The organism is Sulfitobacter sp. AS92, from assembly GCF_038900015.1.
GTDB lineage: Bacteria > Pseudomonadota > Alphaproteobacteria > Rhodobacterales > Rhodobacteraceae > Sulfitobacter.
Genome location: NZ_JBBMQL010000022.1, coordinates 19,173 through 33,242, shown reverse-complemented (window position 1 = coordinate 33,242; position 14,070 = coordinate 19,173). Strand labels below are relative to the sequence as shown.

Genomic DNA, 14,070 nt, shown 5'->3' with positions numbered 1-14,070 from the left:
ACTCACTATTTTTCGGATTTGTGTTTTGCGACCAACGCAGACGCTCACCGTGTGTCCATTATTGCCAACACGCTTTGCAGACATCACCTGTCAATTTTAGCAAAGCCCAAGACTTTGACTTTGTCGCGCGCTTCGCGCCTTCGAACCAAAAGGCTTAGGCAGGTTGGTGGCTTTCTGAGCACTGCAAATGTCTGCTTCCGGCATTTCTCTATATAAAATCGACGTCGCAGCGAATGGCCGGTTTTCGCGGCGGGCTCAACTGATCGACGCAACACACTGTGCGAACTTCTCCGCTGGCGTCTGATATTGCAAGGTCTTGCGAGGCCGTTCGTTCAGCTGTCTAGCGATTGCACTGAGTTTTGCTTGAGAATGGACAGTTAGATCTGTTCCGCGCGGCAAATATTGCCTCAAAAGCCGGTTGGTGTTTTCATTTGATCCTCGCTGCCAAGGGGATTGTGGGTCGCAAAAGTAGATCTCGACATCGGTTGCCATAGTCAGGCGTTGATGATCAGCCAGCTCTTTGCCGCGATCCCATGTCAGGGATTTGTAGAGTTCGCGTGGCAACCTCTGAGCCGACTTGATCAGTCCTGAGACGACGCTTTCGGTGTCCTTATTCGCAACTTTTACAAGCAAGACATATCTGGAATGCCGCTCCACGAGGGTCGCGATATTGCTGTTTTTTGAACCTCCGATCAGGTCGCCCTCCCAGTGCCCCGGCACCGCTCTGTCGTCCACGGATGCCGGCCTTTGGCTGATCGATATTGCATCCTTGATCTGGCCAAGGCCGTTGCGCTTGAGGCTCGCATGCTTGGATCGGCGGATTGTTCGTTTGGCGCGCAGGTGCTCAAGTAGCTCCTTCTTCAGGGCACCACGCGCTTGTATATAAAGGCTTCGATAGATCGTCTCGTGTGACACCTGTTTCTGCGCCTCTCCCGGGAACGCACGCTTGAGCCAGCCGGCAATCTGCTCAAGTGACCACTTTCGCCTCAGCTTAGCGGATACTGCGCGGCTCAATGCGGGGTGACAAGCCAGCTTACACATCTTGGAACGCAAGGCGCGATCCCACGCTGCTTGGTCTGAAGCAGCGGCACGATAGCCGGCAGACCCACTGTTGCGCCGGACCTCGCGGCAGATGGTCGAAGGCGCACGCCCCAATTGCCCCGCAATCGCGCGTAAAGAGTGCTTGATGCTGAGCCCTCGTGAAATCTCTTCGCGCTCAGAAAGGCTCAGAGCGTGGCTGCCGCGTCTGCGATCTGGCGGTCTGATGCCGCCCGTCGGTGAAATCACGGAAAAGACCGAGGATGATTGCCGGTCAAACACCCGCCCGATCGAGCTCATCGACTCCCCACGCTGCCAACGGTCCCAAATCTCAGCTCGCTGCTCTGCCGAGTAATAAACCCTGCGCCGATACTTCATGTTGAACACTCCAACTTTCCATAAAGGTTAAAGTGTTGCATCCACCTGTTGAGCCCACCGCCCATTGTGTTGAAAAACTATTTGCTGCAGCTGCAAATTTCTAAAAAGTGGGAAGCTGTTCTCCGACAAGGCAATTGCGCCCATGGGTGCCGCCGAAATTCCAATAGTTTGGAATTTTGTTCTGCCAAATTTGGATTCAGCGCGCTGTGAGAGCGGTTTTCAACACAATCCGCCCTTCGTTCGAGAGGTCCTTGCAGGCGCGGTGAAAACAGAACGCCTGCAGCGAATGTCGGCAAGGTCCGCACATATGATCTCAATGGATAGAGCAGCGAAAGCCCCCTTCCCGCCCATTCGCGTGCTGCGTCAAACTTACAAGACTGTAGCGGCCCGCCGTTGTGATCTTCACGCCCAACCCAAACGGCAGAACCCCATTCTCGACAATGCCGTAGCGTGCTGCCACAAAGTCACCCGGAGGCATTCCCGCAGCTATCTGGCCGGGGAAGGTTTGCCTTTGGGTTTGGAGGAGGAAAAACCATGAATGCATTAAGACAAACTATCTGCGCGGCATTGGCCGTGGGGCTGGTGGGCGCTGCCGCGAGTGCTGAGACCCGTGTGACCTATAAGTCGGCCAAATCGGGTTCGTCCTACTATCAAATGGGTGTGGAACTTGCCGAGGCTATGAAAGCGGGCAGCAGCGGGGACATCTCGGTTACGGTGGAAGAGAGCCAGGGCTCTGTCCAGAACGTCATGGAAGTGCGCGCGCGTGGGGCCGACTATGTCTTTACCACCCCGCCCTCTCTTGTTGGTCTGGCCCAGAACGGCAAGGCTATGTTTGAGGGCAAAACAACGCCTGCTTTCGACGAAATTCGTGCGCTTTTCCCGATCCCATCGCTAACCATGCATTTCGTGATGTCTCAGGACAGTGGAGCCACTTCGCTCGCTGATCTGGAAGGCAAGAGCATTTTGCTGGGCAAAGGGTCTTTCGGCGCCACCGAAGGGGCAAAGTATCTGGATATGTTTGGGCTGTCGGACAGTGTCGAGATCGCGGATGCGGAATTAAGCAACGCCGTAGCCGCTTTGAAGAACGGGCAGATTGATGGCTTTGTCACTGCAGGTTCATTCCCTGCGCCAAATGTCGTTGAAGCCGCCGCTTCCACCCTCGTTACTGTGATTCCGTTGTCAGACGAGCAAATTGCGCAATCCAAACGGACGCGAATTGTCATTCCAGCGGGGACCTATGCGGGCCAGGAGCAGGATGTGACCACGACCTCTCTGCCCGTTGCCGCCTTCACGACCACAAAGATGGACGATGAAACGGCCTATCAACTGACCAAGACCTATTGGGAAAACAAGGCAAAGATGGCCAACACTTCGCCGTGGTGGGGCAATGTCACGCCAGAGTTGATGAGCAACATTACCACCGAGTTGCACCCCGGCGCGCTGCGCTATTACGAAGAAGCCGGGATCGCAACAACAGCGTCGCAATAACATGCTGCGCGGCGCGGGCTTTCCGCGCCGCTCTGCCCCCATTCAAGGCCGGACCTTACCCACATGACAAACCTTCCCGAGAGCCGTTTGGCGGCGAGTTTCTGGATCGCCCTCGCGGTTGCGCTGGTCGCCTATCACTTGGCTCTGGTGTTCTCAGGTCTGGTGCCGAACCTTATCAGCAGGCCGCTGCATATGGCCTTTATCCTCCCCTTTGCCCTGATCCTTGACGCAGGGTCGCCGATGCGGCGGATCACGGGAAGCATCCTTGCGGCAGCTGGTATTGCCGCAGCACTTTGGGTGGCTTTCAACAGCAACGCGCTCGGCGATCAATATGGGTTTATCGAAAGCGGCTTTCAGCTCGCGGTGGCGGTGACGCTGTTGCTGGTGGTGCTGGAAACGGCGCGGCGTGTGATTGGCTGGCCGCTGCCGCTGGTGGCCGCATTGGCGCTGCTTTACGGTCTGTTTGGACAGTATATTCCCGGCGAGTTCGGGCATTCCGGCACCCCCGTAGAGAGTTTCTTTGGCACGCTGACCATTGCCGAGGGCGGCATCTGGGGCACGCTCACCGGCGTTTCGGTTACGGTCGTAGCGATCTTCGTGATCTTTGGCGCAGTGCTGAACGCTGGCGAAGCGGGCCAAGGGTTTATGAATGTCGCGGCAGCGGCAGCCGGTCGGCTGAAGGGCGGCGCGGCGAAGGTTTCGGTTCTGTCCTCGGCGCTGTTCGGCTCGATCTCTGGCTCGGCCTCGGCCAATGTCGCCTCCACCGGCGCCATCACCCTGCCGGCGATGACCAAACTCGGCTACCCCAAACGCCTCGCCGCCGCGGTCGAGGCCGTGGCCTCCTCTGGCGGGCAGATCATGCCGCCGCTGATGGGCGCGGGCGCCTTTGTCATGGTTGAGCTGACCGGCGTGCCCTACACCGGCATCATGGCCGCTGCAGCCCTGCCAGCGCTTTTGTATTTCGTGGCGGTCTGGGTGGGCATCAACGCTTATGCCCGGCGCTTTTCGCTCAAGAGTATCGACGCGGCCGATCGCCCTGCCCTGCGAGATGTGGTGATCACATCGCTGTTTTTTCTCGTCCCCTTTTCCGTTCTCCTATGGGGCATGTTCATCGCGCAGTTCACGCCTGAATATTCCGCCGCCATGGCGATCTTGTCGGCGGCGGTGCTGCTGTTTTTCAACGCGCAACTGACCTTCCGCCCGCGCCAGATCGCCAGACGATTGGCAAGCGCGGTTCTGAACGCGGCGCGTCAGGTTTCCTTGATCGCGTCGATCATCCTCTGTGCGTCGATCATCATTGGCGTGCTGTCGATCACGGGTCTCGGCGTGAAGATCACCTCGCTAATTCTGCAAGGTTCAGGCGGGCTTTTGTGGCCCTCCCTGCTGCTGACCGCGCTGGCCTGTCTCATCCTGGGCATGGAGGTCCCGACCACCGCCGCCTATGTGATTTGTGTCTCGGTGGCGGGGCCTGCGCTAATTGAACTGGGGCTTTCACCGCTTCAGGCGCATCTTTTCGTATTTTGGTTCGCGCTTTTGTCCACGATCACGCCCCCGGTCTGCGGCGCGGTCTTTATCGCGGCGGGGATGATCGGCGAGAATTGGTTGAAGGTCGCGCTGACGGCGATGGCGCTTGGCATTGGGCTTTATATCATCCCGCTGGGCATGGTCGCCAATCCCGACATGCTGCGGCTTTCGGAGGCGCCGTTGGCAGCTCTCTTGGCGGCTGCGCGGGTGGCCTTGGGTCTGACATTGCTCTCCTCCGGCTTAATCGGAGCGCGGCGGCCTTTACCGACGATCGCGCTCTGCGCAGGGGGGCTGGCAGTTGTATTTTCGGGGCTTTGGTTTTGATCTCGCCGCCTTAAACCACGCAATTAGTCACGTTGATATTGGATAGCACGTCCTAAACCTATTTTCGCAATCGGATATCAGCGGACCTGTGGCGTAAGGGAAGTGAATTGGTCGGGGACAGCGAGAGCACAATTCTTCGTAATCCTCCCGATACCCTACAATGCCGAAGGTGCATCCTCGGCCCTCAGGAGACTAATATGAAATTACTCTACCCCCTCATCGCCGCCACTACGCTTATCTCTGCCTGCGCGCCAAATATCGCCCTCGATAGTGACGTAGAACGCGGGCTTGCAGGCGCAGCGCTCGGCTATGGCGCGGCGAAAGCTATGGATGAAAACGCCGACCACGGTGCCATCATCGGCGGCCTTGCGGGCGTTTTCTGTGATGATGCGGGCATTTGCAGCCGCCCGCGCTATTGAGCATCAAGTAGAGCGCGGGAACGAATCCGCGCTCTCTATTTGAGAATGTGCCACAGCGTTTTCTTACATCGTTTTGCAAAGCTTAGGTTTGTAGGTCACTGTCTTCACAGGCTCGGGCGTTCGAATCCAGACTCCGATTGGCCAAGGTGGACATACGGCCCTAATCAGCCATTGAACCCGCGATCTGGTTGCTGCGGTGCGGCCTGCCGAACCCGCCGTTCGTCCAGTGCGCAGCATCATGTTGTCTAATAATTAGGTGAGCGAGGAAATCTGGCAGAATAGCGGTGCAGGCTGTGCTCTTTACAAATGACGCCCCCAAAGAAATAGACAATGCAATTGCGATTGACGGCGCAGCCCCCTAAGCAATGCCGCCAACTTCTTGCGTGGTATGTCGGGCACTTTAACCGATAATAGCACCGTCTTGGCGGCGCACCCAGACCACGCTGGAGCGTGGGACCGGGCTGGCATTCGGGAAGTCTCCGCTTGGGTGCTGAATGCCCACAAAAGCGGTCTTCTTGTCGGCAGACCAAGTCAGGCCTGTCACCTCGGACCCTTTAGGGCCAGTCATGAAGCGCGCGATCTCTCCCGTTTCGGGGTCGCCGACCAGCATCTGGTTGTTGCCCATGCCAGCAAATCCGCCTTCGTTGCTGTCGTCACCGTCGGTTTGGATCCAGATCATGCCGTTCGAGTCGACCTGCATCCCGTCAGGCGAGTTGAACATGTTGCCCGGTGTGACATTCGCCGATCCGGCGTAGGCGTCGTCGTGCGCGTCGGGGTTCCCCGCCATGACGTAAAGATCCCAAGAGAACGTATCCGCACCGTGGTCGGTGCCGGTGGGCCGCCATCGCACGATCTGGCCATATTCGTTCCCGGCCCGCGGGTTCGGGGTGCCGTCCTGAGCCTGCATCGCGTCGCCGCCCGCGTTTACCGCATCCGCTGCCCGTTTCGAGTTGTTGGTTAGGCAGCAATAGGCTTCCGGCAGGGTTGTCGAGACGGCGACCCACTCCGGGCGGTCCATCGTCGTGGCTCCGACGGCGGAAGCGGCCTGACGGGTGTGGATGCAGACCATCGCCAGATCATCCATGCCCGTCGTCTCGGACGTCAGCGGCAACCATGCCCCGGTGCCATCGACGTCGAATTGCGCCACGTAAAGCGTGCCGTCGTCCAGCAACGTCGACGTGTCGCCGCCTTCGGAATAGGTGCCGTTCGACACGTAACGATAAAGAAACTCGCCGCGCTCGTCGTCACCCAGATAGACTACGACCCGGTTATCAGCAGTCAGTGTCATAGCGGCGTTTTCATGCTTAAACCGCCCAAGTGCCGTGCGCTTGATCGGAGTGCTGGCGGGATCTGTGGGATCGATCTCGACAACAAAACCGAAGCGGTTCGCCTCGTTCGGCTCTGCAGTGATGTCGAAACGTGGGTCGTATTGTTCGTAGGCATAACGGCTTTCTGCACCGATACCATAGCGGTCGAACCCCTCGGGCATGGTGGTCGCAGGATTCGTCGCACCGAAGTAGCCGTTGAAGTTCTCCTCGCAGGTCAGATAGGTGCCCCAAAGCGTCTTGCCGGCACCGCAGTTGTTCAGCGTGCCCAGAACGGTAGTGCCCGCAGGATCGGCTGAGGTCTGCAGCAGCGCATGACCCGCGGCAGGGCCGGTAAGGGTCATCGGCGTATTGTTCGTGATCCGGCGATTGAAGGGGCTGTCAACGACAACGTCCCAGCCTGTGTCCGTCTCCGCAATTTCCATGACAGTCACGCCCTGAAGGTTCATCAAATTCATCGCGTCTTCGGCGCTGTCCACGTTGCTGGCGGATTCACCAGTCGCGGCGGGCAGGTTGATGTCCTCGTTCACATATTCATGGTTCACGGCAATGACCTGCTTGCCGTCGACCTCGAACAGTTCCATGCCGTCCGTATTTTCGCCGAATACGCGGTCGGCGGTTGCAGCGTCGCCGCCATTGGTAGGATCCCAAGGGGCAGCGTCGGAAAACAGCGGATCACCCCAGCTCACCAGAACGTCCCAATCGTAACCCTCTGGCACGTGGATCGTAAAATCGGTCTGGATGTCGATCGGCCGGAAAGCAAAGCGCGACGCGGTCTGTGCCTGGGCCGAGGTAGACCCCATTAGGTTCAACGCGGTCGCTGCGGAACCGAAGGCCACCACCTTCGTCATGAAGCTACGGCGCGACATAGAGGCCGCAACCACCTTGTCGAAATCGGTCGTTTCAGGCGCGGGGCGGCGCAGCTCGTCCCATTCATCCCAGCTCAGGTGGCGCGTATCGGTGTCTTTCATGACTGTCTTCCCAGAACATGTTGCGGTTGCATGCTCATTACCGCGGTGAGTTGACGTCTTCGTAACACCCGTTTGATGGTTTTGTGACATATGGAGCCTGAGCTGTCTTCCGAACCGTAGAAAGGCTTTCCAGTCCATTAGCGTTCAAATCTGGGCTGTCTGCTTGGGCTTAGTCTGACTCCCCATGTGCATACAAGGACCGTTATCGGCCCTAACCGGCCATTGACCACGACACCTCAGCTCTGCGCGTGCAGCCCGCATTGCGAACCTTAGCTGCGACTGCAAAATCTGAAGCTTGGCGAATTAACAGTGTGCGGACATAGTGTGCATTCGCTGCGCATTGCCCCAAGGTCAGGTTTGAGCTGAAGTGACCTCCAACACCAAGGCTCGAGAAAAGATAGTCTTTACGATCAGCGGCAGCGCGCCTTCAAGGCAACAGTCGTCAGTCGAATTCGCTGACCAATCGCCCCTATGGGATGGCCTCAAAGATCGAGCGGACCTTTCCCGCAACCGCCTTGCTGAGTACCAGGTTATTGTCTTCCGTAAAATGAATTCCATCAATACCGTCAGTTGAAATCACCTGACCTCCGTCAAGGAAATGCACTTTCATGAAATCCGCCAGGTCCGCGTATAACTTTCCGAACTGGAGAGTTTTTTCATGGGCACCATCGAACAGAGACTGGAAATAGGCGTGTGGCATCGGCGTTAGGGGGGGCGGCGCAATGATGAGAACCTGTGGCGCTGGATAGACAGTCCCGACGCCACCGGCACATGAGAGCACTTGGCCAACCAGCTTGGACATCCCAACGGTGGTTTCGAACGCCGAGCGATGGAAATAGGCCTTCGTGTCATTGGTCCCGACCATGAGGATCACGAGATCGAGCGGTAGGTGACTGGCCAACGCAGACGGCAGATAGGCACTGCCGTCAAGACGCGGATCCGTAGGGTCATCTAACGATGTGGTGCGTCCGCCCAGACCCTCTTCGATGATGATATGGCCGTCGCCCAGATTTTTTTGTAGCAATCCGGTCCAACGCACATCCGCTGGATAGCGGCTCGTTGGCGCGCCCTCGATTACAGGCACCCAGCCCCAAGTGAGGGAGTCGCCAAAGCACATGATACGCTTCTCGGGCATAGATCGTTCCTTTTTCAAATTGATCAAGCGCATCTTGTGTTCAGGCCATAGAAGATGGTCCCGAATTTTCGCCATCAAGCGCCGCAGGATCAAGCGACGAGGAAGTCGTGCGATTGGAGGTAACTACCATAGGGTCAAACACCATTCAAAGACCGTCAAGTAGTTTGGTCTTTTGTTTTTGAAAACGTGCCATAAGGACGGATGCCGGGCCTGCCAACGCGATTTCCGGACATGTCCGGGGCTTTTGACCTTCACGTCGCAGTGGATATTCGTTGCAATGCAGAAAATCGGTAAAATGGGCTCGAAGCCGACCTCGGATGCGTTGCAGCATCCTATGATATGCTGGCTCGGTCAACGTCTGGTTGTCGATGTGGGAGGGATTGGCGGATCGGAGGATCAGTCATGGGAACACAGAACTTACCTGCCATTCGCGCGCTTCGCTCTGCCTGGAACAAGGGCCGCATTATCGGTCAGAAGCGACCACTGCAACCCAAGCATGTGTGGGCTATCCGGGTCAGGCTTGAGCTTGCTGAGAACCATCGCGATCTCGCGCTGTTCAACCTTGCCATCGACAGCAAGCTGCGCGGCCGCGATTTGGTCAAAATGAAAGTAGTCGATGTTATGGCGTTAGGCCAAATCAAGGAGCGGGCGTCAGTGCTCCAAAGCAATACCCAGAAACCCGTGCGCTTCGAGATTTCCGAAGGAACCAGAGGCTCGCTTGCGAAGTGGGTGGAAGACTCGCTGATGGTAGGGTCAGAGTACCTATGGCCCGGGCGCCTTCACGAGCGGTTGCACATCTTAACCCGCCAGTATGCCCGCATTGTGCGGGAATGGGTTTCATCGATTGGTTTGGAAGTGACCGCTTACGGAACTCACTCAATGCGGCGCACGAAGGTCACGCAGATATACAAAAAGACGGGCAACTTGCGCGCAGTTCAGCTTCTATTGGGTCACACCAAGATGGACAGTACGGTGCGCTATCTCGGCGTTGAGCTGGAAGATGCCCTCGCAATTGCCGAAGCCATCGAAATTTGATGTTCTGGGCCGTTCGTCAAGGACGGCCCAGTGCCGACCTTGGCCGTGAGAGTGGACGCAGCATCGCAGCGTTCCGGAAGCTGCCATTGATGTTCTTAACTCAGGAGCCTACCTAACCGATACCAAACGGGGAACTTAGCAGGGTTCAGGAATAAATGTTCCACTGGAGCAAGGTGAGCGATGAATAGGCGTAGGTTGCTTGTGGCGCTACCTTGTATTGCCGTAGCTTCGTCTGGTTGGGGACAGCATCAGAAGTTAGAAGCTTGGAGCGCTTGGAAGGCGGCGTACCTCACCGAGGTTGGCCGTGTCATTGACGATGGCAACAACCAAATCAGTCACTCTGAAGGGCAAGCATATGGTTTACTGCTTGCGCAGGCCTTTGGGGATAGGGAAGCGTTCAGCCACATTGAGGCCTGGACCCAGAATACGCTTGCGGTCAGGCCGGATGGGCTGATGGCATGGAAGTGGCAAGGCAACGAGGCGGATCTTAAAAACGCGACGGATGGTGACCTCCTTCGAGCTTGGGCGCTGCTGCGGGCCACGCGGGATTCAGGATGGCACGAGCAAAAAGGCAAAGCTGCGCAAATCAGTCGCGGGCTTGTCGACAATTGTCTCGCACCTGACCCACGGGCGCCGACTGAGTTAGTACTCAAACCCGCCAGCCATATGACGGCAACCGACCAGTCGGTGGTCGTGAACCCGTCTTATTACATGAGCCGTGCGCTAATCGAACTGGGTGAAGCCTTTGGACAGGTTGATCTGCTGCGCACTGCCGCGCACGGCGAACAGTTGTTGCGTGCTCCCGAAGCCCTGCGGGATTGGATCGATGTCACCCCGAGCGGCATCCAAGCGGCAACAGACCTATCCGGCGCCTTTGGCTGGGACGCGCTGCGCATACCGCTCTACTTGTTCTGGTCAGGGCGCCATGACCATCCGGCATTGAGGGCCGCCAGCACCCGTTTCGCGAGCGCGATCTTGGCCGAGCATGTCGCGACCGTTACAGCCCCATCGGGAAAGTTGATTGCGCAAAGCGACGCGGCGGGTTTTCGTGCAGTGGCCGATCTTGCCGCCGGAAGCTCCCCTGCACAGCCTCGCCCCAGTCAAGGCTATTACGCTGATACGCTTGCGCTTTTGGCGCAAATTGCATGGCGCGAAGGCATATAATCGCCACTTTCTCTCTCTAAGATTCAATTTGCTGCGAGCTGGTCAAAGTCGCCTTGCGGCTGCAGCAAAAATACAATCCAACGTAGAATATTGGTTATATTGGAGATAACGCATGAAGTTGCTACGCCTGATCCTCAGCATCGTACTCATCGCGATTGCACTATGGGTGATCATCGCCGAGCAAATGGCGGGGGCCAGTGCAAACGCCTTTGTCAATGCACCCGTTGTGACCATCCGGGCAAATACGGCCGGAGACCTCAGCTTACCTGACACACCCTTCGGTGCGCGTGTGCAAAAAGGGGAGACCATCGCCACGGTGGATGACCCGCTGGTCGACACGGTGCGCCTGCACGATCTGCGCATGGAGCAAGGGTTCATTGAAGCGGAGATTGCCCGGCTTGAAGCTGACCTTGAAAGCACCCGTTCCCTACGCAACAGCCTAATGGACCGCGCCACGACATTTCGTGAGGCGCGGGTGAAAGAACTACGTACGCGGCTCGAACATGCCCGCTTTCGGTTAGCTGTTTTAGAGGGCGGCGACCTGCCTGAGGAAACGGATCAGGAAGTTTTGTCCTTGGTCGGCGAACTGCCCATCCGCCTTCCGATGGAGCCGGGCCTGGCGCCGCTTCTTCTCGACCACGCGCGGGAACGGGTCGAAGTGCTGGAGATCGCTTTTGAGACAGCCGAGACCGGGGTTTTCCTCGGCGACGGCTACAACGATTCACCGAACGCGGAGCAGCGCGCGACCGAGTTAGAAACTGTGATCTTGCAGCTCGAGAATGGCCTTTTGGAAGCGCAATCGCGGCTCGAAACACTTACCACGCGCAGCCAACGCGAGAACCTGCGCGTGAATGCCGCGGGCGGGGGAGAAATCGCCTCCCCGGTCAATGGGATCTATTGGGAGATCTTGCAAGCCGATGGGATCAACATACAGCGGGGCGACCCGATCCTGCGACTGATCAATTGCGATGCGACCTTTGTGTCCCTGTCTGTCACGGAGCGGGTCTTCAACTCGCTACAAGTCGGCGATGCTGCATCCTTTCGTCTGACAGGGCGCGAGAAATTGATGGAGGGGACCGTGGCGCGTCTCGCCGGAGCCGGTGCGGCGACGATCTATCAAAATTTGGCCGTCGCGCCGTCGGCAAAACATTTGGAGCGCTATGACGTGGCGCTTCTGGTACCGGAACTGACCGCCGACCGCGACCGCGGCTGCTCGATCGGACGCACCGGGCGCGCTTTCTTTGATGAGCGTCCACTCAACTGGTTTCGGGCGATGCTGAACTGATGCTGCTCTTTCCGCATCTCGGCGAACTTGGCTCTGCAACCATGCATTTGCTGCTGGTGATCGGCGTGGGGTCATTGGTGCCCTTGATGGTTGATCCGCAGCGGCGCTGGCATCGGGCCGTGTTGCTTAGCGTCGCGGGTATTTTGGCGCTGCGCTATATGTGGTGGCGCGCCACGCAGACGCTTGCTCCGGCTGACTTCAGCCTCGATATGATTGGAAGCTGGCTTCTCTTCGGGCTGGAGGCCTTTTCCGTCCTCGGCTCGCTCAGCGCCTTTCTGATCCTTTCGCGCTACAAACTTCGCAGCAACGAGGCCGACGCCCATGCAGAATGGTGGGGCGAAGAGGAGCCACGGGTTGCGATCCTGATTGCGACCTACAATGAGGACAAGGAAATCCTTGAGCGGACAATTGTCGGGGCGAAGTTCCTACGGCACCGAAGCAAGGAGATCATTGTTTGCGATGACAATCGCCGGGACTGGCTCCGCGAATTCTGCGCCGAACTGGACGTGCGCTATATCCGGCGACCCACGAATGAGGGCCAAAAGGCCGGCAACATCAACCACGCGCTGGACAGTCTGGCCGAAGATGCCGTGACCCCTGATTTTGTCGCGGTGCTTGATGCGGACTTCGTGCCGCACCGGGGTTTTTTGTCGCGCTCCTTGGCCCTGTTCCACGATCCCGAGGTGGGTCTGGTTCAGACGCCGCAGCATTTCTTCAACCAAGACCCGATCCAGCATAACTTTAACCTCGGTCGGTCCTACCCGGACGAACAAAGGTTCTTCTTTGATCACATGCAGCCTTCCCGCGATGGCTGGGGCATTGCCTTTTGCTGTGGCACCTCTTCGGTTTGCCGCTGGACCGCGCTTCGCGAAATTGGCGGGTTTAACACCGAATCCGTAACCGAAGATTTCATGCTGACACTGGCGTTACAAAATGCGGGCTGGCGCTCTGTTTATCTGGCGGAACCCCTGTCCGAAGGGCTCGCGCCTGAGGGGTTGAAGGAATATGTCACCCAACGCGCGCGCTGGTGCCTTGGGCTGATGCAAATCGCGCGCTCCTCGCTCGGGCCGCTGTCATCCAACAACCTGCGTCTGCGCGATCGGTGGAGCGTGCTGGACTCGATCCTGTTCTGGACCACCACCTATCCCTTCCGCATCGCCGCCATCATCTTTCCCCTGCTCTATTGGTTCTTTGACATCATCGTGGTCGACGCGCGCCTGCCCGATGTCTTGAGCTATTTCGGCGCCTATTATTTTTGGATCTTGCTCACCCTGAACTTCTTGACCCGAGGCATGGTGGTGCCGATCCTAAACGACGTGAGCCAGCTTTTGGGGGCGATCCCGATCAGTCGTGCGGCCTTTACCGGGTTGCTCAAACCCCATGGGCACCCCTTTTCGGTGACGGCAAAGGGCGGTGACCGTTCGAAGGTCGTGGTGCAATGGCACCTAATGATGCCCTTTTTGATCGGCTTCATCCTGACGCTGGTCGGGCTGCTTTTGGGCATCGTCTTTGACCAATTCGCGACCTTCTCTGCTGGAGATGGCAAATGGGTCATCCTGTTCTGGAGCCTGTATAATCTGCTGGTGCTGGCGGTGACCTGTCTGGCTTGCATTGAACGCCCGCGCCGGGAGCTTCACGTCAGCGACAGGCCAGAGCGCGCGGTATTCTCGGCCGATGGACGCCAGCATGAGCTTTGGATCACATCGCTGACAATGGATACAGTGCGCATTCGCGGACTCCAAGTCCCGCCTCAGACACGAGGGCATCTCGTGATTGACGACATTCCGGGGCGGATCGAAACCTATGCGATTGCCGAAGTCGCCGATGGGCTGCGCCTGCAGCTTCTACCTACGGAAATTCAGCGCGAAGCCTTTTTCGTGAAATTCTACGCGGACGGCCATGAGCCGGGGGTGACCGAGGTCAAGCTGAGGAGCCTTGCCAGAGATATCTTCCGCAGCATCGGACCTCGACGCGACTGAGCGGA

General features: G+C 57.8%; 11 protein-coding genes. 8 read left to right on the top strand and 3 right to left on the bottom strand.

Annotation, left to right across the window (positions count from 1 at the left end; translation table 11 throughout):
• Positions 1-255: 255 nt before the first annotated feature.
• Complete coding sequence (locus WNY61_RS19745; RefSeq protein WP_342853149.1) at positions 256-1,416, bottom strand: IS30 family transposase; 1,161 nt, start codon at positions 1,414-1,416, stop codon at positions 256-258.
• A 142-nt stretch (positions 1,417-1,558) separates the two neighbouring features.
• Between WNY61_RS19745 and WNY61_RS19740 the strand changes: the two genes are divergently transcribed.
• The 4 genes from WNY61_RS19740 to WNY61_RS19725 all read left to right on the top strand — a co-directional run bounded on the left by WNY61_RS19740 (position 1,559) and on the right by WNY61_RS19725 (position 5,171).
• Positions 1,559-1,954 carry a hypothetical protein gene (locus WNY61_RS19740; RefSeq protein ID WP_342853148.1) on the top strand — a complete coding sequence of 132 codons (396 nt, stop codon included), beginning with the start codon at positions 1,559-1,561 and terminating at the stop codon, positions 1,952-1,954.
• Complete coding sequence (locus WNY61_RS19735) at positions 1,951-2,904, top strand: TAXI family TRAP transporter solute-binding subunit (protein ID WP_342853147.1); 954 nt, start codon at positions 1,951-1,953, stop codon at positions 2,902-2,904. The genes WNY61_RS19740 and WNY61_RS19735 overlap by 4 nt, the downstream gene beginning before the upstream one ends.
• A 63-nt stretch (positions 2,905-2,967) precedes the next feature.
• Positions 2,968-4,752, top strand: a complete 1,785-nt coding sequence (locus WNY61_RS19730) for a TRAP transporter fused permease subunit (protein ID WP_342853146.1) — start codon at positions 2,968-2,970, stop codon at positions 4,750-4,752.
• Positions 4,753-4,949: 197 nt separating this feature from the next.
• On the top strand, positions 4,950-5,171 hold the full coding sequence (locus WNY61_RS19725; protein WP_342853145.1) for a hypothetical protein: 222 nt from the start codon (positions 4,950-4,952) through the stop codon (positions 5,169-5,171).
• Positions 5,172-5,571: 400 nt separating this feature from the next.
• Here the strand turns inward: WNY61_RS19725 and WNY61_RS19720 are convergent, their stop codons facing one another.
• Positions 5,572-7,467 (bottom strand): PhoX family phosphatase, encoded by a 1,896-nt coding sequence (locus WNY61_RS19720; RefSeq protein ID WP_342853144.1) that lies wholly within the window; start codon positions 7,465-7,467, stop codon positions 5,572-5,574.
• A 469-nt stretch (positions 7,468-7,936) separates the two neighbouring features.
• Positions 7,937-8,602: an SGNH/GDSL hydrolase family protein gene (locus tag WNY61_RS19715; RefSeq protein ID WP_342853143.1), complete on the bottom strand. Its 666-nt coding sequence runs from the start codon at positions 8,600-8,602 to the stop codon at positions 7,937-7,939.
• Between the two features lie 402 nt (positions 8,603-9,004).
• On the opposite strand from WNY61_RS19715, the gene WNY61_RS19710 reads away from it, so the two are divergent.
• From WNY61_RS19710 to WNY61_RS19695, 4 genes are all read left to right on the top strand, one after another.
• Positions 9,005-9,637, top strand: coding sequence for a tyrosine-type recombinase/integrase (locus WNY61_RS19710; protein ID WP_342853142.1), 633 nt, complete (start codon positions 9,005-9,007; stop codon positions 9,635-9,637).
• 180 nt (positions 9,638-9,817) lie between these two features.
• A complete protein-coding gene (locus WNY61_RS19705) occupies positions 9,818-10,801 on the top strand; it encodes a glycosyl hydrolase family 8 (protein ID WP_342853141.1) in 984 nt (327 codons plus the stop codon).
• A 112-nt stretch (positions 10,802-10,913) separates the two neighbouring features.
• Complete coding sequence (locus tag WNY61_RS19700) at positions 10,914-12,086, top strand: HlyD family efflux transporter periplasmic adaptor subunit (protein ID WP_342853140.1); 1,173 nt, start codon at positions 10,914-10,916, stop codon at positions 12,084-12,086.
• Positions 12,086-14,065, top strand: coding sequence for a glycosyltransferase (locus WNY61_RS19695; RefSeq protein ID WP_342853139.1), 1,980 nt, complete (start codon positions 12,086-12,088; stop codon positions 14,063-14,065). The genes WNY61_RS19700 and WNY61_RS19695 overlap by 1 nt, the downstream gene beginning before the upstream one ends.
• Positions 14,066-14,070 lie beyond the last annotated feature (5 nt).